Source organism: Ruminiclostridium herbifermentans, from assembly GCF_005473905.2.
GTDB lineage: Bacteria > Bacillota > Clostridia > Acetivibrionales > DSM-1351 > Ruminiclostridium > Ruminiclostridium herbifermentans.
This window is the reverse complement of record NZ_CP061336.1, coordinates 1-22,660: the sequence shown is the minus strand read 5'-3', so window position 1 is coordinate 22,660 and position 22,660 is coordinate 1. Positions and strand designations below refer to the sequence as shown.

The window sequence follows — 22,660 nt, the reverse complement described above, 5'->3', positions numbered from 1 at the left end:
ATGTGGTTTACAACTAAACAGCATATAAATTTTTTTAATAAAAATACATATAAATATTCAATAAAAAAAGCTCTTGATTATTTGTCAAGAGCCTTTTTTATTAAATATTATGTATATTTATTAATTAAACTGCTTTTTTGAGAATTAGAATTTGCTGTCCGGGCATTAATATATCATTTTCAGAAAGATTATTTATCTTCATCAATTCATCCACAGTTGTTCCATATTTCTTTGCTATTTTCCACAAACTGTCCCCTGGTTGTGTAATATACACAATTATACTTGGGAGAGATAACTGCTTTTTATCATCTATAAGATTCTCAATTGCCTTATTAATTATTGGTATATTTTTCTTAGATTGAACCTTTGTGCTTACCCCTAAAACATTTCTAATTTCAACCTGATCAGAGGTTAACATGCTATAATTACAATGTTCCACCTCTAATGAGATATCATACGGCATATCACTTCTAATTCCCTTTATTTCAATTTCATGTGTAAAGGGTATTTCTTTTTTGAAGCAGAATACTGGCTGTTCTTCATTATTTGCTAAATATAAAATATTATTTTCAACCGAACCCTCAATAATAATTTTATTATCTTCTATCCTACTATCTGAAACACTATGCTTGCATAAAACATTGAATATTTCTGAAACATTAGGATTACATTCATCAAGAGCAACAGTATCTTTAATGACTATTTGACTTCTGTTTTCAGAAAAAAGTTCATCTATATTTATCTGCTGCCTCTCTAAATTAATCCTTGAATTGGTGCTATAAGCATCAGATAGAACCTCTATTGTTTTTTGACATACTCCTTGAGCATAAATATTTAATGCTATTTCTGCTCTAATTAATCTTAATTCTCCGTCCGTATCCTCAACAGCATCAATTTTGTAGTCAATCAATTCATAGTCAATATCCAAAATTGTGTCTTCGTCCACATTTTCTAATTCAACAAATTGATTGAAAACCAATTCATTTTCCATGAACTGCAGACTTCTCTCTTCATCATCAGCAACATAAAGTGTAGATATATTTATATCACTATTTACAAATATCTTTCCATCAGTAATTTTATAGTCTTTATTTGATATTTTTACATCATTTCTAACAATTTCGCCAATGGTAGGTTTACTAGTTGGAAGTTCTAAGTCTTCTTTAATTATAAAATTAACTTTATTGCTGCCTAAAAATGTATTTAGTACAACAGATTCTCTTAAAACTTGAATATTATCTATTCCAGTTATATCACATGATATTTCCCTTTCAATCTCGTCATATACTTTAACATTTTTAGATAGTATTGCCTTTACGTTTATCTTTCTCCCATTAATCAAGTTATAATCCATGTGTTCTATTGCAGCCTTAGCTCTGCATTTCATTCCACTTCTAACATTTTGAATATCACTTGTTTCAGAAAACGGAATATTTGAAACAATTCCTTTTATGCTTTTTGATTCATCATCAGATATATAAAGTATTTTACATACGATACAACCAGATGTAACTACTCTATCAGTACCTGTATCGCAACCAGTAATGAAAACATCACCATCAAGAAGTAATACCCTGGCTATATCCGGCTTTGTATCCGAAACAATTATATCATTATCGATAACTGTCTGAATTGTATCCTCACCCAATAAATTATTTACCTTAAAGGCCTCTTTTATCAATTCCAGAGACATTTCTCCATCCTCCCTATTTCAAAAAAATTACATTTCGTATTTTTAGATGAAATAACCTAACAAACAAAATGATTCTGCTATTTAATATATATTAACAATTTACAAATATATACCAATAAAACCAAAACTATTAATAGTATTATCCTTTAATTTATTGCAAAAAAGAGACTTAATATTTATAAGTCTCTTTTTTGATAAATTATATTATTAAGTTTTCTCAGAAAGCTTATGATAATGAATCATACGAATATTAATACTAATACAACTGTAATCAAATAATTTCAACTAATCTTAGCATACCTGAATCTGTTTATCATCTTTATATACAACTAATTCTACTGCTTTTGTAAGAACATCTGTGTAGCTATATGAAACCCTTCTGGTATTATCATATGCATTTTCGAACTTAACAACAAAAATACTTGGATAAGTATTTTCAAGAACACCTTCTCTAATAAAAGATTTCTTGCGCCCTTTGTTCGCTCTTAGCTGTACCTTTTCACCGATACAACCTTCAATATCTCTTTTTATCTGAAAAAGTTCTCCTCTATCTATCATGATATCACCTCTTCATCAGTTTAGTTAATTATATCACAATATTTGCTTCTTGTCAAAAATATTATATTATACAAGTGAACAGCTCTCATGTCAAGTATTTTTTTGGTGAATCTACCTGATATTGCTTATTTTCATAGCCTTCAAGGAGATTTTATAAAATATTTCCAGATATTTTATTCTTATCATATTCAATTATATCTAAATCTTCTTCTTCAGCATCTGCTTGCAATCTTACGTTTACACCTTTTAATATAATTATTTTTTTACCATGATCAAATATTATGTCTGCCACCCTAAAAAGTACATCTTTTTCATAGGATTTTCTATAAACTAAATTTCCAATTTCAATCTGCTTCATAATTCTTTCTTCCCCTCTAAGTTTAGTATGTCAATTTTTTTAAATAATATTTAAAAATTATTTATTAGTTAGAAATATTATTAATTTCTGTTACACTTTAGTCTCTCGACTGTTGAATTTTTGTATAAATCCAACTTTCGCAATTGAAAATTTTGAGTGTAGAAAAAAGTTATCAGATGAAAATTCAAATAAATATACTGAGAATCATCCTTGTACATATATCTTTTAAATATGCTGTGTTTTGAAGAAATATGTAAAAGTATAAAATTATAAATATCTTCCTAATTCCATTTTATGACTTCTGACTAATCATTGTGAATGGTATCTCACCAAATTACTTAATTTTGTTGAATTAACCATATATAAAGATATATAATATTTTCTATGAAAGTATATTATTATACAATAAGGTATTAGTATATTATATTAGGAAATATATGAATTCCGTATGACTAATTCCATTATAGATCAAAATTTATGAAGTAAAAAAGAGACTAAAAAATATACTTTGATTATTTTTAGAAAAACATAAGTGGCTTATATTTTCAATAATTATTTGCATTTATACAATAAATATTTTCATTTATAAGAGAGGAGAATTATATTGCTTACAGATATACAAATTGCCCAAAACTGCAAACTTCTTAAAATTAATAAAATTGCAGAAAAGCTAGGAATAAATGAGGAGGACTTAGAATTATACGGCAATTACAAAGCTAAACTTTCAGATAAATTATGGGATAAAGTTAAAGCTAAAAAGGATGGTAAGCTTATTTTAGTTACTGCTATTAACCCAACTCCTGCTGGTGAAGGTAAAACTACTACTACTGTTGGTTTAGGACAAGCTATGGACAAGATAGGGAAAAATGCTGTAATAGCACTTCGTGAACCTTCATTAGGACCTGTAATGGGAATTAAGGGAGGTGCTGCTGGCGGTGGTTACTCCCAGGTTGTACCTATGGAAGATATTAATCTTCATTTTACGGGTGATATGCATGCTATTACTGCTGCTAATAACCTTCTTTCAGCAGCTATAGATAATCATCTTCAGCAAGGTAATTCTTTAAATATAGATCCTCGTCAAATTGTATGGAAACGCTGTATGGATATGAATGACAGAGCTCTTAGAAATATAATTGTTGGACTTGGCGGAAAGGTTAATGGTGTTCCACGAGAGGATGGTTTTAATATAACTGTTGCTTCGGAAGTTATGGCAATACTATGTCTTGCTTCTGATATTACCGATTTAAAAGAAAGACTTGGAAAAATAATTATTGGTTACAACTATTCTGGAAATCCTGTTACTGCAAGAGATTTAAAGGTTGATGGCGCAATGACGCTGCTTCTAAAGGATGCAATTAAGCCAAATCTTGTACAAACACTTGAAGGTACTCCTGCTATCATGCACGGTGGCCCTTTTGCAAATATAGCACATGGATGTAATAGCGTTACTGCTACTAAGATAGCTCTAAAGCTATCCGACTATGTTATTACAGAGGCTGGTTTCGGTGCTGATCTTGGCGCAGAGAAATTCTTTGATATAAAATGCCGATTTGCTGGTTTTAAACCTGATGCAGTAGTTTTGGTAGCGACAATAAGAGCACTCAAATATAATGGCGGCGTAAAGAAAGAAAACCTTAAGGAAGAGAATATAGAAGCTTTATCAAAGGGCTTCTCCAATGCACAAAAACACATAGAAAATATAAAACAATTTGGTGTACCTGTTATTGTAGCTATTAACCACTTTGATACAGATACTGAAAAAGAGATTCAATTAGTTCATGATAAATGTAGTGCTTTAGGAGTAGAAGTTGCCTTTTCAGACGTATTCTTAAAGGGCGGAGAAGGCGGTATAGAACTTGCAAATAAGTTAGTTGACCTTTTAGATTCTACTACTTCAAATTTTGCTCCATTATATGACTCAGATGCTCCTATTAAAGATAAGGTACACACAATTGTATCTAAGATATATGGTGGAAAAAATGTAATATACACTGCTGCTGCTGAGAAGTCTATTTCAAAGATTGAAGAAATGGGTCTTGATAAACTTCCAATCTGTATGGCCAAGACTCAATATTCTCTTTCAGATAATGCTGCTCTGCTAGGCTGCCCAAAGGACTTTGATGTCACTGTCAAGGAAGTTAGAATATCGGCAGGTGCTGGTTTTATAGTTGTTTTAACAGGCGATATTATGACAATGCCTGGGCTCCCAAAGGTACCGGCAGCAGAAAAGATAGACATACAAGAAGATGGAACTATCGTTGGATTATTTTAATTCTTTACTCAACTAAACATTTCAAGCTAATGCAATAGTATTTAGATGGCAATAAAATGTACAAGTTTACTTTAATTGAAACATTTTATTGCCATTTAATATTTTATTCACACACTATATACATAATCTATAAAATAGATTTCTTATGTTTTATTTTAATTCCATCTAAAAAATTTTACTTATACTATAAATTTTAAATAAAGAAATAAGAGATTGACTTCCCAAGCCTGAAGATTTATATTTAGCTTTAAAGTTTTATAAATAAAAATGAACCTCTTTATAATTAGATGTCTCTTATATTATGTGTTAACACAATTAAAGAACTAATGAAGGGATGATCTATGAACCTTAATGATATCATAGGTCGCTGCCAGCTGGGTGATATTGACGGCTTTAAAGAAATCTATAAACTATATTAATATATACTTGAATGGGTAGATAATGATCTTCTATATATGCTGACAGCACTTTAGGATAAGTTAATTTCAAAAGAAGAAGCCATTAAAATAGCTGAAGAATTTCAAGCAGCTCAGCCATAAAATTGTAAGTTTGTATTTATAATATAATTCAACTTTCAATTGATAATTTTAACACCTACGATTTTTAACTGAAAAAGTTGAATTATAATAATAAAATTCTTTAATCCTTTGCTCTGTATTGCTATATTCTAATTCACATATTAATAATATAATACTGACTGGTGTGGTCCAGATCAGATAGACACAAGGAACACCTAAAAAGAGAACCTCGGATATATTTTCCAGGTTTTCTTTTATATTTAAAATGACTGAAAATCGTTTAAAAAAGCCTTGAGATACTGTATCTCATCAATTACCTCTTGTAGGCGATTTATATAGCTTTTTTCTGTGCATCCTTTTTTACTATTGTAGTATTTATTCACAATTCTCCAAAACTTCTGTGGAAACATAAACATTATTTTCATTAGTTCAAACTCACTCTCACATAAAGTTTCAATTTTACAATACTCATTAATTATTAAATCTGCTTCATTAATATTCCACTCACACTTTCTCATCTTTCGTCTTAATAAGTTTACTAAATCGTATATTTTTAAATCATAACAGCAATACTCAAAATTAATTAAATACATATCATCATTTTGAACATAAATATTATGATGATTAAAATCATGGTGAGATATATTTTTGATCTTTTCTGCCTCCTCGACTAATTCGTAATAGTCCGAAGAATCCAACATATTTATAGCTTTTTCTCCCATTTCATAGAAATAATCAACATACTGACACATCAAATTATCAAATTTAAGTTTACCTTTTAAAGCATTCTTTTTAAGCTTCTTAATTTCATCTAATCTTTTTTTATAGCAACTTGGCAATCTTCCAAGTTCACTCCTTGCCTTACTATTTTCCGAGCAAATAAATCCTTTTGATGCCTTATGCATATTTGCAAGTAATCTAGCACATTTTACTGTTTCATCTTTACTGTCAAGGTTGCATTCTCTGCCATCAATAAAATTGCTCATATATATAGTTTGATAATTATAAGTAATAAATGATTTTCCAGAATTAGTATAAATATTTCTATCAATATTTATAAAGCCATTATTAATCAAATGCTCCTTAACTTCTGCAATAAAACACACTCTTTCAGGCTTTAATGTAGTTATTTTAATAAGCCTTTTCCCATTATTGGTATTAGCAACAAACATATCCCTATAATTTGTAATGCTATTTATTTTAATATCATAGCTTTCCTGCAATAGATTTTCCAATTCATGCATTTTGACCTCCATGAGCCGAATAACGGCAACTAAATGTTATACAGTATAATCCTATTTATAAGCCGCATATTGGTCATAAATTAAAATCTCTAATCTAGTTACTAAAGTTATTTCGGTACAAAGCCATTATCTTATTTGATCTCAAATGCTTTATTCCACCATATTAATCAAATAAGCCACTCTAGAGTTTATGATAATGTGGTTCAAGTAAACATTGTTATATTTATATAGAGATATAATATTTATAATTTTGTATTAGCTTTAAAACCAAACTTTTATCCGATAGTAATTGACCTTTGTTATTAATTTATTTTTTTGTAAGCATGCGCTAATAAAGTATATGATTTTCAATACAAATATAGAATAAAATTTAAACTCCTATTGGATAAAATTATATAGAAAAATCATACTTTAGAATTTAGGGCTTTATTCTATGTTAATATAATGCTACTTAAAAATTTATTGAACAGATTAGTATTATTTGCTTTACTAGCGGTTTCTAATCTAACTAGTATAATTAATTTGAAAATAATTACTTTGTTTTTATATAATAAGAAGCTTCCGGATGAAAAGCATATCCATTATTAATATACCAAGGGTTAGTTGTACAGCAACCTAATTTATATTATTTTTATATTTTAACTTTACATTTTATAATACAACTCACCTTATATTTTTTGGCCTTAAGCACTATACTTACCTTTGAAATTTGAGTTTTTTTATATAAATATAAAAAAAATAATATTTAACTTATATAAATTAAATACTATTTTATACTGTTTTAAACCATAAATTTTAAAAATATAAGAAGAATTAAACCTGGAACACCTAAAATACCAATAATTAATGCAGAATATATATTTAATGCTATATAAAAATTAAAATAAATACCAAAGAAATTTATTACGGATAGTAGTACTGCACCTAATACTGTATTAATTAATAATTTTTTTACTAACCTGACAGCATTCATTTTTTCACCCCTTTAAGAAAGTCAATTAATATATCAAATCAAAAATACTCTAAATTTTGCATATCGGTAAATTCTGCCTCCAACCGAGAATTTATAAGTTAATTGACTTTTATTTAATATATTTATTCTGTTATATACTAAATATATTTAAGGGATGTATAATATATTCTATAAAAATTTTTTTGATGGCTTATACTAATTAGACTAAATATTGGTAAGTCCTATTGATTTTGCTAACCTAATAAGATACTCATATTGCGTTTCTAATGTTTTAATCTGATAAGTATAATAGTCAACAAGTAAAAAATCAGATACAAAGTTAAAGTTGTTATATGCACCTTCTAACTCTTCTTTAGCCTTTTTTATTTCTAATAAGAGATTATTTTTTTCAGTTTCTATAATATCTGTTTCCACTATGTTGAATACTCTATTTAGTGTTTTATTCAAAGATATTTCCATAAAATTCTCCTTTGGTCATAATATATAATAAATGATTGACCTTTTATTATAATATTTATACATTTATGGAAATATTCTATATATTAATTTGTCTTGTTATGCTAATTTTTTAGTTGATTATGCATGTAAATTATTTTTTTATACTAGTACTCAGGAAAGCTTATAAAATTTAAATTAGATCTCTTAGTTAAGGATATTTGTTATTAATTTATAGGTAAAAGAGTAATTCATTATACCATAAAACTTACACAGTGTAAGTTTTAGTATATGAATTATACATGAATTTTGAATGTTGTAAGGCGGTAAAATTTAATATTATGAATTAACCCTAATTCATCAAATTTCTTTTAAGTAACCTCTTAAATAAGCTTGTACAAAAGTACCAGTATCTCAACACTATAATTTAAATTTATAAGATATATAAATAATTAGCAAAACATATTATTTTAGTACTTTTCTACTAACAATGCGCCATTTTTTTCTATTATTTCAATTATTGATTCTATTCTATCCTCATCAACCTTCATACTAAAAAGTGCATTACCCTTTGAAATTAAATCTTCATACACCCTTCTTTTTTCTTTTGGTATTTTAGCATCTGATATACCTCCTACAATACCACCAAATATAAAGCCAAAAATAAGTCCTGAAATAGGCCCAACAGCTGCAATAAAACCAAAGTCCTGCATAAACATACTTACTGCGCCAATTACTATTCCAACAACTCCTCCTAATATTCCACCTGTGACTATTCCATCTGAAATTCTTTCTCTCTTGCTAAAAATATATTGTAATGATTCACTTTCTATTAATTTTATATGTTCATCCTTATTATTTGATTTATAATATGCCTCATTACCGCTGTCTTTAACTAAAATAGATATATTATCTGTTTTAAGACCCTTATCTCTGACGTCAAAAGCTGCTTTTTCTGCATTATCAAAAAATTCAAAAATAGCTACAATCGTCTTAGCCAATAAAATCACTCCAATAAAAAGGTGTAATTTTATAATTAGCCTAAATATATCTATTTATTCAACATATATAGTTCTTAATTTAAAATACATATTTAATCAAATCCATTGGTTTTTCAATAAATATATCTGGTTTTACCCTTTCTAATTCATCAATCGGACTGTACGTCCACGCAACTGCAGCACTCTTAACTCCTGCATTCTTAGCACACAATATATCTAAAGGACTGTCACCCACATATAAAACTTCATCCTTATTTTTTACATTTGCCTTTTCCATTGCTTTTATCAGTGGTTCACCATCGGGTTTGTGTTTTGTTGAAGCTTCAGAGCCATTTACAAATAGGAAATAGTCCATTAAATTAAAAATTCTTAATCCTCTAATTGCGAGTTCTTGACGTTTTGAAGTAACTACTCCTAATACTATACCCTTTTCATATAAAGTCTTAATTAATTGATGTATGCCTATAAAAATTGCTATACTTCTGTCATGTTTTTTTTCATTATACTCACGATATGTTTTAGCCAATTCTTCTTCTTGTCCTGGATAAATATCTTTTAGGTGATTCATTAATGGCATACCTATATATCGGATAATTTCTTCTTGGGGTCTAGTAACACCAAAGTGGTGCATAAAAGTATAGTTAAATGATTCCAATATAAGAGGAACTGTATCAATTAGTGTTCCATCCAAATCAAAGAAAACATATTTAAATTTGTTCATATAAAATTTTACCCTTTAAATAATCCTTTCTATTTTTAATAACCCTTCTAGTACATAATTAAAATTCGAACATTTTAAATTAAATAAGCGTATAATATATTGCAATGTATGACTAATTTAATATATAAATTTATTTACTTGTTAATTTTATTAATATTAATTATAATCTATATTATATATAAAAAGAATATATAATATAGATATATAAGTACCTGTGTTATATACTTAGATTAGTGTTAATTTTACTATCACAAAGTAGATTATCTATCTAATAAGTTATAGTACATGTTTAATATGTTTTAGAGATAGTAAATTAAGGTTCATTTTGCGATACAAATTATTTAAAAGTTGAGGGTGAATTTATTGAAAAAAAAAATTATACATTCATTACCCAATCTACTAACATTTATGAATTTATCACTTGGTATTATTGCTTTATTATTTGCAATAAAAAACGAATTAATTCAAGCTTCATTATTAGTAATGGTTGCAGCTCTAACTGATAGATTTGATGGTAAGGCTGCTAGAATGTTGGATTGTACAAGTGAATTGGGTAAAGAATTAGATTCTTTATCAGATGTAATTTCATTTGGTGTATCACCAATAATAATTGCTTGGAAAATTAGTTTCTTCAATCTAGGTATTTTAGGATATTTACTTGCTGTTATATACCCTATAGCAGGAGCATATAGACTTGCAAGATACAATGTTACTCCATTTAACAATGTATTTTCTGGAGTACCAATAACGATCGCTGGTGCATTTTTATCTATTGTTAATTTATATAACGGATTTTCTCTTATACGTAACACTTATAGCAATATAAATACTATAGTTTGTGGTCTAATTATAATTTTATTATCATATTTAATGGTTAGTAATATACAAGTCAGAAAAAGATAATTTAATCCACAATTTATCTCTATAAAATGCTCATTTATTCACATTCTTGTGTAGATATGTAGATTATTAATATAAGAATCACCTATTGATATATATAGTTGCTTGCAAATCTTCATATTAATCAATAGGTGATTTTGTTTTCTTCTAAAGAACCTTACACAATGGATAATTATAATTTGTATACAGATTTTTTTAAGCTAATGTACTAAACAAATATAAAATAGCATCCTTCGAATCTTGAAAGATGCTATTTTGGCGGAGAAGAAGGGATTCGAACCCTTGCTAGGATTGCTCCTACTAACGGTTTAGCAAACCGCCCCCTTCGGCCTACTTGGGTACTTCTCCATTTATAATATGCTGACCACAATATAATTGAGCCAGCATATATTTGGCGGAGAGACAGGGATTCGAACCCTGGATAGGCTCACACCTATGCCGGTTTTCAAGACCGGTGCCTTAAACCAACTCGACCATCTCTCCAAAACTTTTCTTACGCGACGAACTTTATTTTACAATGAATCTAGTGATTTGTCAATACTTTATATGAAAAACTTAAATATTAAATATTTCCAAAAATAATTATCTATCAATTTATGAAAATTTAATAAAATATTTTACATTTGTAGATGCCCTAACTGCACAATAAATCAAATTTTTAAACATATAAATATCATTAAAATTACTTATATAAAATTATATTATAAATATTTTCAGTAGAAAAACTAATGAAGCCTTATAATTATATTTATTATAACAATAAAATGAATGGAATATTTATTGTTTATTCCATCCACTTATTTACTTCTTAATTAGAATAATAATTTTTAGTTCATAAATACATCATATGTAAATAAATCAATACAAACATATATTTAATAAGTTCTGATTCATTATGGGATCTGAGCATTTAATTTTTTTATTTGTCCAATAAATGTGCTATTTGGATAGTTACTTATAAATAAATTAATTATTTTTTTTGCTTCATTGTATTTTAATTCTTTATAGTAGCTGTTAGCTAAATAAAAATATGCATCATCCATAAAATATTCATCTTTTTGACCAAACTCAATAGCTCTATTAAAACTTTCAATAGCATCACTATATTTTCTATTTTTATAACTCTTATAACCATCTGAATAGAGCATTTTTGCAGCTTTATTAAAACTCTTTGAAACTAAAAAATCATATATTTCTTTAGATTTAATACTTAATAATGCAGTATTTATATCATATTTAAGTTTAATTGCACAATTAACATAATCCCCTTTATTATAAAACTCATAAGCAGCTAGTAGTAAATCATTACATACGATAGTATTATTATACTTTACTTCTGCTTCAAGAACTTTTTGTTCTTCTAATGCTAAGTTTTGCTCAGATTGAATTAATTTATTTCTAATACTTTCAATTTCTGCTGTTAGTCTGTCAATTTCTTTTACTGCTGCATTATAATCAGTAACTACGTTAATCTTTGCTTTTTCTTCTGTTGAAAGCTTACTTTGATATTCACTAATATTATTTTGAAACTTTACTTGGCTATATGCAGTCAATAATAAAACTATAAATGCACCAGTAAACAATACAAGTGCATATATCCATATTTGTTTCTTATCATTTTTACTATCACTATGATTATTAAATTTTAAGTTCATGACAAAATTGCCTCCAAATTCCATTAAATGGAACAGTATTTATTCGATTATAAGTTAGTATAATTTCTCTCAATATTCGTTTTTTTCGCAATATCTATTGCTTGAATTTCTTCAGCAGATAATGAATACTTTGACTTACCGGATATAATAGGTTTCGCATAAGTGGATGAACTATCTCTTGCATATATTCCACTAATAACAATGCCTGTATCATTATTATCTAAAAGAGCAATTGCAAAACTCAAATCACTCCCTACATTATCAAATGCATTAAATCTGATTATTCCTACCTTTTGTATGCACTGAATTAAATTTCTTTCTATATCATTTATTTTAACTTCAATATCTTTGTTTTTAGCACTAACATTATTTATATTTGTTAAGCAAGTATCCAAAAGTTCTTCCATATTTCTGTCACTTAAACCATTCATAAATCTAGCATACTTTGTTTTTAATTTATTTGTCTTTTTAATATTACTAATTAACAATACACAATTTATTAATATAAAAATAAAACCAACAATAAATAAGAATTGAATTTCAAATTGTATTTTAAGTATGTTGTTAATAAAATCATTCATTTCTTATTACTCCTTATTATTAAATTCTTGATTTATAAATAAAATATTTATCATAAAAACTAAAAATTTGATCCTATATCCTATTTGCTTGTATTTTAACTTTTAATAAGTTTTTACATTTAATATACATATTATATTGGCACCTATAAAAAAAGTCTTTAAAATCCATTTTATAAGGTACCTTTTTTAAGACCTTTTGTAAAAAAAATCCAATAACCTATCTAATTCTTCATTTGAATAATATTCTATCGTAATTTTTCCTCTATTTTTATTAGCGTTTAATTTTACTTTAGTTCCTAAAATATTTTTAAGTTTATCTTCAACATATTTATATTCTGGATTTTCTAATTTTGATTTTGTATTTCTATTTTTATCCTTCTTGTTTAAAAGATTCTTTATATAATCCTCAGTTTCTCTTACACTAAGTTTATTTTTAATAATGTATTCGGCAGCGGACTTCTGTAATTCTTCATTTTCAATAATAACTAAAGTTCTAGCATGTCCACTCGTTAAATCACCACTTATTATAAATTTCTTAACATCATTGGTAAGACCTAATAACCTAATCGTATTTGCAATTGCAGATCTGCTTCTACCTATTTTTTCTGCAATTTGCTCTTGTGTTAAATTAAATTCATTCATTAAATTCATAAATGCATTAGCTTCTTCAATCGGATTAAGGTCCTCTCGTTGAAGATTTTCAATAAGAGCAACCTCCATAACTTGTAACTCAGTAAAATCCTTTACTAATGCAGGTATAGTATTTAAACCAGCTAATTTTGCAGCTCTCCATCTTCTCTCTCCAGCTATTATTGTAAATATATTATTATCTTTTTTTACAATAATAGGCTGAATAACACCATGCTGTTTTATTGATTCTGCTAATTGTACTAATTTTTCATCATCAAATAATTTTCGTGGCTGAGCTGTATTTGGTTCAATATCATTTATTTTTAATTCTAAAACACCAGTATTTTCTTCAATTGCTTCATTATTAATTAGTGCACCTAATCCTTTACCTAACCCCTTTTTCATCATATGACCTATACCACCTCTTCAGAATACTCAATTACTTCTTCTGCTAAATCAATATAACACTCAGCACCCTTTGATTTCGCATCATATAAAATTATGGGCAATCCAAAACTAGGAGCTTCGCTTAATCGAACATTTCTAGGAATAATTGTCCTATAAACTTTATTTTTAAAGTACTTTTTAACTTCCTCTACAACTTGTATTGACAAATTTGTTCTAGCATCAAACATAGTAAGAACTACACCTTCCACATCTAATTCTGGATTAAGATGTTTTTGAACAAGCTTTACTGTATTCATCAATTGACTTAGTCCTTCTAATGCATAATACTCACATTGGATTGGAACTAATATTGTATCTGATGCAGTTAATGAATTAATTGTGAGAAGTCCTAACGAAGGTGGGCAATCTATAATTATAAAATCAAATTCTTTCTTTATATAATATAAAGCTGCCTTTAATCTATTCTCTCTTGATATAACAGAAACAAGTTCAACCTCAGCTCCTGCAAGTTGAATATTTGAAGGGCACAACATTAGATTTTCTACACATGTTTTTACAAGAGTATTTTCTATAGATTCGTCATTTATTATAACATCATAGACTGACTGATTTAAAGACTGCTTATCAACTCCAAGCCCACTTGTGGTATTTCCTTGAGGATCTATATCTATAACTAAAACCTTTTTACCCTTGTAAGCCAAACATGCACTTAAATTAACTGCAGTTGTAGTTTTACCAACGCCACCCTTTTGATTAGCTATGGCTATTATTTTTGCCAAAAATATCTCACTCCTATCAATTCTAAGTAAATTAATAAATACTAAATTATTAATTTAAATGAATTTAAGCTTATCATACAAAATTCTATTTTATGTTAGATATTATTTAAATAATCTTCTTTTGAAATTATATCATAGTGCTTATAATAATACAAAGTTTTTATCTTCTAATAATGTTTCACGTGAAACATTATTATCATTTATCCATTTATATATTGTCTCTTAAACCGTTTGATTTACTTTTCTATTTAAATTTTTCTTTATGATATTAGTTCTATATATTTTATTTCATATAGCAATTAAATTACTTTATTATTTTGAACTTGCTTTAAATTATTATTTAATTGAAAACTAAAAAATTCAACATCTATATCTCAGCTTTCCTTAAAATCAATATTTATAGTATTTACATTAAAATCAAATTCTCTTCATCTACAAATTGGAACTAATATTATGACAAATTATCAAATTGTTAATTTTACTAACTTTCTAGTTTATAAACAAATAATTCTCTTTTTTTGAACGTAAGATATTATAACAGCAAAAATACATACAACATTAATTTTTCTTATATAAGTACCTTTACAAGAAAAATTTATCATAGGAATAGATATTTTTTTCTGTGATGTCCACTAAAATATTAAAATTACATATATTCTTTCTTTTAAATTAACCATTTATTACTAATAATAAATCTATAATCTTATATTCATTCAGACCAAAATCTATTACTTATAACTTACCTTATTAAACAATTTAATGGACTGTTATATATAATAAAGACTCATTGAGTAGAAATAATGCTATAAAAATAATAAGTGCATTAAATCATTTCTTAGAGAAATTCTATAAATATTTTTTGTAATTATTTAAAAAATGCTAAATTATTATATTTTTAAATAATTACTTTATATTTATAAATAAAACTGATTTTTTAGTTTTATTTATAATAAACAAAGATAGAATAGCTTGTTTGTTAAATTTATATTATAAATAAATATTTATATTCAAACTAATTATTGATTTAGTAGTGAAATGTTTCACGTGAAACATTTTTTTAGCAAAAAAGATATAATAAAAATTCTACATTTATATATATTTACTATACTTACTATGTATTAAATTCAACACTCTTAATTAATAATAAATAATAAGCTGATATCATCACTCTACTTTATTTTATTCTATATATACTAATTAATATGAATTTATTATGTCTTAATCAATCTTGTATAATCAAATTCAAATCCATATATTTTCTTCTGTATAATATAACTTTAAAATTCTCTTATTCTATTTATTAATATTTAATATTAAATTTTTAGATTACACATTCTTCTTATTTAATTAAATCCATCACACACATTTTCGAAACTAATCTCATCATAGTAGACCTTTTAAAGATAATAAGATTATCTATATATAAAAAATTTATAAAATTATAATAAAAAGCCTATATCAATTCAGATATAGGCTTTTATTTATAATTCTTATATTCCAATTATTATCATAAAACCTTAAAATACTTATATATCAAGATTTGTTACATCCTTAGCATGAGCATGTATATATTCTTTTCTTGGTTCAACCTTATCACCCATAAATGTTACAAAAACTTCATCAGCGGCAATTGCATCTTCAACACTTACCCTTTTAATCATTCTTGTTTCTGGATTCATTGTAGTTTGCCATAGTTGTTCAGGATTCATTTCACCTAATCCTTTATATCTTTGAATATTTACACTTGAATCTTCTTTACTCCATCCAGTTTCTTTAAAAACACTTTCGAGTTCCTTTTCATCAAAAGCATACCTCTCTTCTTTACCCTTTTGTATCTTAAATAAAGGAGGCATCGCTAAATATACATGACCTTCTTCAACTAATGGTCTCATATATCTATAGAAAAATGTTAATAATAACATTCTAATATGAGCACCATCTACATCAGCATCAGCCATAATAATGATTTTGTTATATCTTAATTTACTTGTATCAAAATCATCTCCAATACCAGCACCAAGAGCTATAATAACGGGTAAAAGTTTTTCATTATCAAATACTTTATCCACTCTAGACTTTTCAACATTAAGCATTTTACCCCAAAGCGGAAGTATAGCTTGAATTCTTCTTTCTCTTCCCTGTTTTGCAGAACCACCAGCAGAGTCTCCTTCGACAATAAATATCTCTGTCAATGAAGCATCCTTTTCTGAACAATCTGCAAGCTTTCCAGGAAGTGTACTAGTCTCCAATGCGCTCTTTCTTCTAGTTAAATCTCTTGCCTTTCTAGCAGCTTCTCTAGCTCTTGCAGCAGTAAGAGCTTTTTCTAAAATGATTTTTGCTATACTAGGATTTTCCTCCATAAAGATAGTAAGTTTTTCAGTAACTATACTCTCAACAAATCCTCTTATATCACTGTTTCCGAGCTTTGTCTTTGTTTGACCCTCAAACTGTGGATCTAGAAGCTTTATACTAACTATTGCAGTAAGACCTTCCCTAACATCTTCTCCAACAAGATTCTTATCATTTTCCTTTAAAAAGTTAAATTTCCTTGCATAATCATTATAAACTTTAGTAATAGCTGTTCTAAAACCTGTAAGGTGAGTTCCACCTTCTGAAGTTGCAATATTATTAGCATAACTAAATACAGTTTCAGTATATCCAGTATTGTATTGTAATGCTATTTCAGCAATATTCGAATCTTTTTTCCCATAAATATAAATAACATTATCATGTACTACATCTTTATGCTTATTTAAATACTCAACAAAAGAAGCAATTCCACCCTCATAATGTAGATCTTTTACTATCTTTTCTTCAGTTCTTTCATCAATAAGCCTTATTCTAACTCCGCCATTCAAAAATGCCATTTCTCGATATCTAGTAACCATAGTATCAAAGTCAAAATCTATTACATCAAAAATTTCAGGATCTGGCTTGAATGTAGTAGTAGTCCCGTGTTCATCTGTATCACCAATTATTTCAACTGGTGTAACAGGTGTACCTCTAGAATATTTCTGTCTATAAATATGTCCATCTCTACAAACTTTTACTTCCATTGTTTCTGATAAAGCATTTACAACTGAAGCTCCAACACCATGCAGACCTCCAGAAACACTGTATGCTCCACTTCCAAATTTACCACCAGCATGTAATATTGTATGAACAACTTCAAGTGTAGGAATTCCCATTTTAGGATGGATTCCAACAGGTATACCACTTCCATTATCAATAACAGTTACTGACTTATCTTTATGGACTATAATTTCTATTTTATCACATCTATCAGCCAAAGCCTCATCAATACTATTTGCAACTATCTCATATATTAAGTGGTGTAATCCTTTAGTAGAAGTACTTCCAATATACATACCTGGTCTTTTTCTTACAGCTTCCAAGCCTTCAAGAACTTGAATTTGACTCTCGTCATATGAAGAATCAATATGTGTATTATCACTCATAATATTATGTTTACTTCCTTTCAAAAATCATTTATTATTAGTAAAATATTAGGAAAAATCACAAAATTATATGTAGAATATTAAATAAATACTCTTATAAATTAGCAATTTCACTTATATATTGTGATCTCTTTTTAAGAGTAACAGATGATATAGGCGATAAATAAATTATGCTTTTTTTATCTACTTCTGTAATTACATAAGATTTTGGAAGATCATCAGATATACTTCTAATAAAGCCTTCTTCTTCAGCAATCTTTAAAAATTCTTTTGTATCTTTTGATATAGTTGTCGTATCTATATCCATAATAGCTATTACATCCTTTACTGGAATAACAATATCTCCACCAATATGCAAAAACATTTAATATGTCCTCCCATTAACTTCTACTTGTAATTTTACATTATTAACATACTTAATGCAAATGTTCATTTTCAAAACAATTTATTACAGAACCACTTTCAATTAAAAAGTATCTTGCAGAATTATTTAAAATATTTTTAAATTTAGAATCATTAGTACAGGTAATAAATGTTTGAACATATTTTATACTTTCCATCAAATATTTTTGCCTATTTTCATCTAATTCAGACATAACATCATCCAAAAGTAAAATTGGATATTGACCAGTTTCTTTATTTATAAGTTCAATTTCTGCAATCTTTATTGATAAAACAGAGGATCTCTGTTGTCCTTGAGACCCATATAACTTAAGACTTTTATTATTTATTAAAATATCGTAATCATCTCTATGTGGACCTATTGAGGTATAACCTAGAGAAATATCTCTATTTAAGCTCTTCTCTAATAACTTTAAATATATATTCATAATTTCAGTTTTATTATCTGAATTTTGATAATTAAAGTTACATTCATAATTAAATGTTATTATTTCACTATTATTTGATATATATTTATGTTGATTTTGCGCAAATTCAGAAAGAGCCTCTGAAAATTTTCTTCGTTCTATTATAATGTTTGCAGCTACCTCTGCTAATTTGTAATTCCAAATGTCAATTGTATCAACTAATTCACTTTTTGAATACAAATTCTTTAATAGTATGTTTCGCTGCTTTAATATTTTTGATAGTGACTGAAGATTATAAAAATAAGTAGGCTTTATTTGACTCAAAGTTATATCTACAAATCTTCTCCTTTCACCTGGTCCCTGTTTTATTATAGATAAATCTTCAGGTGAAAAAAGTACGGCATATAAATTTCCCATTAATGAACCAATTTTCTTTATTGGTATTTCATTAATTTTAATTTGTCTTTTTTGATTGTTTAAATACTTTATGTTAATATTTCTTTCTAATCCATTATTAAATACTTGAGTATTTATATTAAAATAGTCAGAATTAAACATTACTAATTCATTATCTTTTGAGGTTCTGTGAGATCTTCCAGAAGCACATAAATAAATGGCTTCAAGAATATTAGTTTTCCCTTGGCCATTATTTCCATAAATAATATTAAATCTATCAGAAAAATCAATTTTTGTATCTCTATGATTTCTAAAATTATCTAAAAATAAACTTTTTACAATCAATTTGATACCTCATATTTTACTTTGCGATGACTTCAAATTTTTTATTTTCAAACTCAACTATATCGCCGTTTCTTAATTTTTTCCCTCTCTGTACCTCAACATTACCATTTACCTTTACAAGTCCATCTAAAATAAAACTTTTTGCTATCACACCATTATCACATACTCCAGACCATTTTAAAAATTGATCTAGCTTAATATATTCGGTAGTTATTTCAACTTGTTCCATAATTCCTCCATAATAAATGAATATATTATATTCTTACTGCTTGAACTAGATAAGCAAAAGCATCGCTATTCTCAATTACAGGTCTGAATGTACAAGGAGCATTCGTAGTTATAAAATATATTGCTGATCTTTCATCGTCAATAGCTTTTAATGCATCAATCAAATATGTTGGATTATATCCTATTTCTAAAGAATTACCAACCATTTCACAATTTATTTCTTCTCTTACATTTCCCAATTCTGCATTTGAAGTAATAACAATTTTATCATTGTTAATAAATAATTTTACAGGACTATTTTTATCATTCATAGAAATTAAAGAAGCTCTTTCTAAACTAGATTGAAATTCCTTGTTGTTAATGATAACTTTAGTCTCAAATTCTTTATTTAATAAACTATTATAATTTAAAAATTTTCCTTCAATTAGTCTAGATACAATTCTCCATGATTTTGCATCAAATACTATTTGATTATTAGAATTATAAACAAGTACTTCCTCATCTGTTGATTGAAGAATTTTAGATATTTCATTTAAAATTTTTCCTGGAACAATAACTGAAAAATCAGATAAATCTGTATCTATTAATTTTTTTCTTAAAGCTAGTCTATAACCATCAATAGAAACAAAAACCAACTCGTTATTTTTAACTTCTATAAGTGTTCCAGTTAATACAGGTCTATTTTCATCAGAACCAACAGCAAAAACAGTTTGCCTAATCATATCCTTTAAGTCAGATTGAGTCAAACTTAAAATATTTTCCTTTTCAACTACAGGTAAACTTGGATAACCAGAAGGATTTATTCCTTTAATTTCAAAGTGTGAATTTTCGCATTCAACAATAACAAGATTATCTTCATTCACTTCTATTAATACTTCTGAATCAGGTAATCTTCTGACAATATCACCAAACATTTTAGAATTTATAACTATAGAACCTGTATTTCTAATATCAGCTTCTACAAAACATTCAATACCAATTTCTAAATCATTTCCAGTCAATTTAAATTTGTCATCAACATTTAATAGTATACCTTCAAGTATAGGTAATGTTGTTTTAGTTGATACTGCTTTTTGAACTATATTTATTCCATTTAGTAAGTTTTCTTTTGAGCAAATTATTTTCACGGTAACCTCCGTTTTTTATATATTATAAAAATATAAATTTAGTAAAAATAGTAGTAAGTGTTGTTAAAACTGTGTATAACTCTTAAGATCTAGTGATATAAATGGATCAAGGCTGTTTATAACATGTTGAATAGTTGTAACAATTTATTAACATTAAATTAGATTAAATATTAAATCAAAGTTATTCACAAAATATAATCACCAAATCAACAGAAACTGTGTATAAAATTATAAAATTTTAAAAGTTATCAACCTATTATATTTTTTTTAATATCTTCAATAGTTCTTCTGAGTTCCGCACTGCTTTCAGCATCACTTTTAATTTTTTCACAAGCGTGCATTACTGTTGTGTGATCTCTTCCTCCAAAGTCATCTCCTATTTTAGGAAGAGACATATCTGTCATTTCACGGCATAGGTACATTGCTATCTGCCTTGGGATTGAAACATCTCTAGATCTTTTCTTAGATTTAAGTTCATCAGTTTTTAAATGAAAGTACCTAGAAACTGCTTCTTGTATTGTTTTTGAATTAATAACAACAGTTTTGCTATTGTTAAACATATCTTTAAGTGCTTCAATAGCCATGTCTACGTCAATTTTATGTTCGGTTAATGTTGAATAAGCAATTACTCTATTTAGTGCGCCTTCTAATTCACGAATATTTGAAGCAACTTTATCAGCTATATAAACCATAACATCATCTGGAACATCTAGCTTTTCAAGTTGAGCTTTTTTTCTTAAAATTGCAATTCTAGTTTCTAGATCGGGTGGAGCTATATCGGCAATAAGACCCCATTCAAATCTAGATCTAAGTCGGTCCTCTAGAGTATTGATATCTTTTGGAGGTTTATCGCTAGATACGATAATTTGTTTATTTGCTTCATATAAAGCATTAAATGTATGGAAAAATTCTTCTTGTGTTCTTTCTTTTCCAGCAATAAATTGAATATCATCTATAAGTAAAACATCTATATTTCTGTATTTATATCTGAATTCTTCATTCTTATCATCTTTAATAGCATTAATTAATTCGTTAGTAAATTTTTCAGATGAAACATATAAAACTTTTAAAGATGGATTTTGACTTAAAACAAAATGACCTATTGCATGCATAAGGTGAGTTTTACCAAGCCCAACTCCTCCATATAAAAATAAAGGGTTATAGGCTTTAGCAGGTGCTTCGGCAACTGCTAATGAAGCTGCATGGGCGAATCTATTACCATTTCCAATTACAAATGTATCGAAAGTATATTTTGGGTTTAAACCCAAACTTGAAGTATCTTCTGAATATTCTTGAGCTGCAGGCTTTGTTTGAGTTTGTGAAGGTATGATAAAATAAATATTATAATCCTTGTGAGTTATTTGTTTAAGAGAATTTTTAATTAAATAAGAATATCTAGATTCAAGAATTCCCTTCTGAAAATCAGCAGGAACTCCCAAAGTTATTGTATTGGAGTCAATAGAAATTGGTTCTATTGTTAATATCCAAGTATTATAACTTATGTCTGTCATTTCATCCTTAAGTAATTCTAGAGTTTTATTCCATATATCATTTAACTGCAAGCTCAT

The 22,660-nt window shown here is 27.1% G+C and carries 20 protein-coding genes and 2 tRNA genes; 2 read left to right on the top strand and 20 right to left on the bottom strand.

From position 1 onward, the window contains the following. Window positions 1–124 precede the first annotated feature (124 nt). From EHE19_RS00110 to EHE19_RS00100, 3 genes are all read right to left on the bottom strand, one after another. A complete protein-coding gene (locus EHE19_RS00110) occupies window positions 125–1,693 on the bottom strand; it encodes a DUF3794 and LysM peptidoglycan-binding domain-containing protein (protein ID WP_137697068.1) in 1,569 nt (522 codons plus the stop codon). Window positions 1,694–1,984: 291 nt separating this feature from the next. Continuing rightward, complete coding sequence (locus EHE19_RS00105; RefSeq protein WP_110460908.1) at window positions 1,985–2,251, bottom strand: Veg family protein; 267 nt, start codon at window positions 2,249–2,251, stop codon at window positions 1,985–1,987. A gap of 151 nt (window positions 2,252–2,402) precedes the next feature. After that, window positions 2,403–2,609, bottom strand: coding sequence for a sporulation peptidase YabG (locus tag EHE19_RS00100; RefSeq protein WP_137697067.1), 207 nt, complete (start codon window positions 2,607–2,609; stop codon window positions 2,403–2,405). 604 nt (window positions 2,610–3,213) lie between these two features. Here EHE19_RS00100 and EHE19_RS00095 point away from each other — a divergent pair. Continuing rightward, window positions 3,214–4,884 carry a formate--tetrahydrofolate ligase gene (locus EHE19_RS00095; RefSeq protein WP_137697066.1) on the top strand — a complete coding sequence of 557 codons (1,671 nt, stop codon included), beginning with the start codon at window positions 3,214–3,216 and terminating at the stop codon, window positions 4,882–4,884. Window positions 4,885–5,662: 778 nt separating this feature from the next. On the opposite strand, the gene EHE19_RS00090 is transcribed toward EHE19_RS00095, so the two are convergent. The 5 genes from EHE19_RS00090 to EHE19_RS00070 all read right to left on the bottom strand — a co-directional run bounded on the left by EHE19_RS00090 (window position 5,663) and on the right by EHE19_RS00070 (window position 9,776). Further along, on the bottom strand, window positions 5,663–6,646 hold the full coding sequence (locus tag EHE19_RS00090; RefSeq protein ID WP_137697065.1) for a CotS family spore coat protein: 984 nt from the start codon (window positions 6,644–6,646) through the stop codon (window positions 5,663–5,665). 781 nt (window positions 6,647–7,427) lie between these two features. Then, window positions 7,428–7,619 (bottom strand): pro-sigmaK processing inhibitor BofA family protein, encoded by a 192-nt coding sequence (locus EHE19_RS00085; protein WP_137697064.1) that lies wholly within the window; start codon window positions 7,617–7,619, stop codon window positions 7,428–7,430. Between the two features lie 204 nt (window positions 7,620–7,823). Beyond that, the gene (locus EHE19_RS00080; RefSeq protein WP_137697063.1) at window positions 7,824–8,078 is read right to left on the bottom strand and encodes a DUF2508 family protein; all 255 of its coding nucleotides are present in this window, start codon (window positions 8,076–8,078) and stop codon (window positions 7,824–7,826) included. Between the two features lie 446 nt (window positions 8,079–8,524). After that, window positions 8,525–9,064, bottom strand: coding sequence for a hypothetical protein (locus EHE19_RS00075; protein ID WP_244648294.1), 540 nt, complete (start codon window positions 9,062–9,064; stop codon window positions 8,525–8,527). A 70-nt stretch (window positions 9,065–9,134) separates the two neighbouring features. Continuing rightward, window positions 9,135–9,776 (bottom strand): HAD-IA family hydrolase, encoded by a 642-nt coding sequence (locus EHE19_RS00070; protein WP_137697061.1) that lies wholly within the window; start codon window positions 9,774–9,776, stop codon window positions 9,135–9,137. 363 nt (window positions 9,777–10,139) lie between these two features. Here EHE19_RS00070 and pssA point away from each other — a divergent pair, with 363 nt between their 5' ends. Beyond that, window positions 10,140–10,679: a CDP-diacylglycerol--serine O-phosphatidyltransferase gene (pssA, locus tag EHE19_RS00065; RefSeq protein WP_137697060.1), complete on the top strand. Its 540-nt coding sequence runs from the start codon at window positions 10,140–10,142 to the stop codon at window positions 10,677–10,679. 253 nt (window positions 10,680–10,932) lie between these two features. Here the strand turns inward: pssA and EHE19_RS00060 are convergent. The 12 genes from EHE19_RS00060 to dnaA all read right to left on the bottom strand — a co-directional run bounded on the left by EHE19_RS00060 (window position 10,933) and on the right by dnaA (window position 22,660). Continuing rightward, window positions 10,933–11,024, bottom strand: a tRNA-Ser gene (locus EHE19_RS00060). A 44-nt stretch (window positions 11,025–11,068) separates the two neighbouring features. Then, window positions 11,069–11,159 (bottom strand) — tRNA-Ser (locus tag EHE19_RS00055). 410 nt (window positions 11,160–11,569) lie between these two features. Next, complete coding sequence (locus tag EHE19_RS00050; protein WP_137697059.1) at window positions 11,570–12,331, bottom strand: tetratricopeptide repeat protein; 762 nt, start codon at window positions 12,329–12,331, stop codon at window positions 11,570–11,572. 47 nt (window positions 12,332–12,378) lie between these two features. Continuing rightward, window positions 12,379–12,912, bottom strand: coding sequence for a DUF4446 family protein (locus tag EHE19_RS00045; RefSeq protein WP_137697058.1), 534 nt, complete (start codon window positions 12,910–12,912; stop codon window positions 12,379–12,381). A gap of 186 nt (window positions 12,913–13,098) precedes the next feature. Continuing rightward, on the bottom strand, window positions 13,099–13,950 hold the full coding sequence (locus EHE19_RS00040) for a ParB/RepB/Spo0J family partition protein (protein ID WP_137697057.1): 852 nt from the start codon (window positions 13,948–13,950) through the stop codon (window positions 13,099–13,101). Window positions 13,951–13,955: 5 nt separating this feature from the next. Then, window positions 13,956–14,729 (bottom strand): ParA family protein, encoded by a 774-nt coding sequence (locus tag EHE19_RS00035; protein WP_137697056.1) that lies wholly within the window; start codon window positions 14,727–14,729, stop codon window positions 13,956–13,958. Between the two features lie 1,526 nt (window positions 14,730–16,255). Next, window positions 16,256–18,187 carry a DNA topoisomerase (ATP-hydrolyzing) subunit B gene (gene gyrB / locus EHE19_RS00030; RefSeq protein WP_137697055.1) on the bottom strand — a complete coding sequence of 644 codons (1,932 nt, stop codon included), beginning with the start codon at window positions 18,185–18,187 and terminating at the stop codon, window positions 16,256–16,258. A gap of 94 nt (window positions 18,188–18,281) precedes the next feature. Beyond that, entirely contained in the window at window positions 18,282–18,551 is a 270-nt protein-coding gene (gene remB / locus EHE19_RS00025) for an extracellular matrix regulator RemB (RefSeq protein ID WP_137697054.1), read from the bottom strand. A 52-nt stretch (window positions 18,552–18,603) separates the two neighbouring features. Next, window positions 18,604–19,737 (bottom strand): DNA replication/repair protein RecF, encoded by a 1,134-nt coding sequence (gene recF, locus EHE19_RS00020; RefSeq protein WP_137697053.1) that lies wholly within the window; start codon window positions 19,735–19,737, stop codon window positions 18,604–18,606. Window positions 19,738–19,753: 16 nt separating this feature from the next. Next, window positions 19,754–19,966 carry an RNA-binding S4 domain-containing protein gene (locus EHE19_RS00015; protein ID WP_137697052.1) on the bottom strand — a complete coding sequence of 71 codons (213 nt, stop codon included), beginning with the start codon at window positions 19,964–19,966 and terminating at the stop codon, window positions 19,754–19,756. Between the two features lie 25 nt (window positions 19,967–19,991). Continuing rightward, complete coding sequence (gene dnaN, locus EHE19_RS00010) at window positions 19,992–21,092, bottom strand: DNA polymerase III subunit beta (protein WP_137697051.1); 1,101 nt, start codon at window positions 21,090–21,092, stop codon at window positions 19,992–19,994. Window positions 21,093–21,340: 248 nt separating this feature from the next. Next, entirely contained in the window at window positions 21,341–22,660 is a 1,320-nt protein-coding gene (dnaA, locus tag EHE19_RS00005) for a chromosomal replication initiator protein DnaA (protein WP_137697050.1), read from the bottom strand.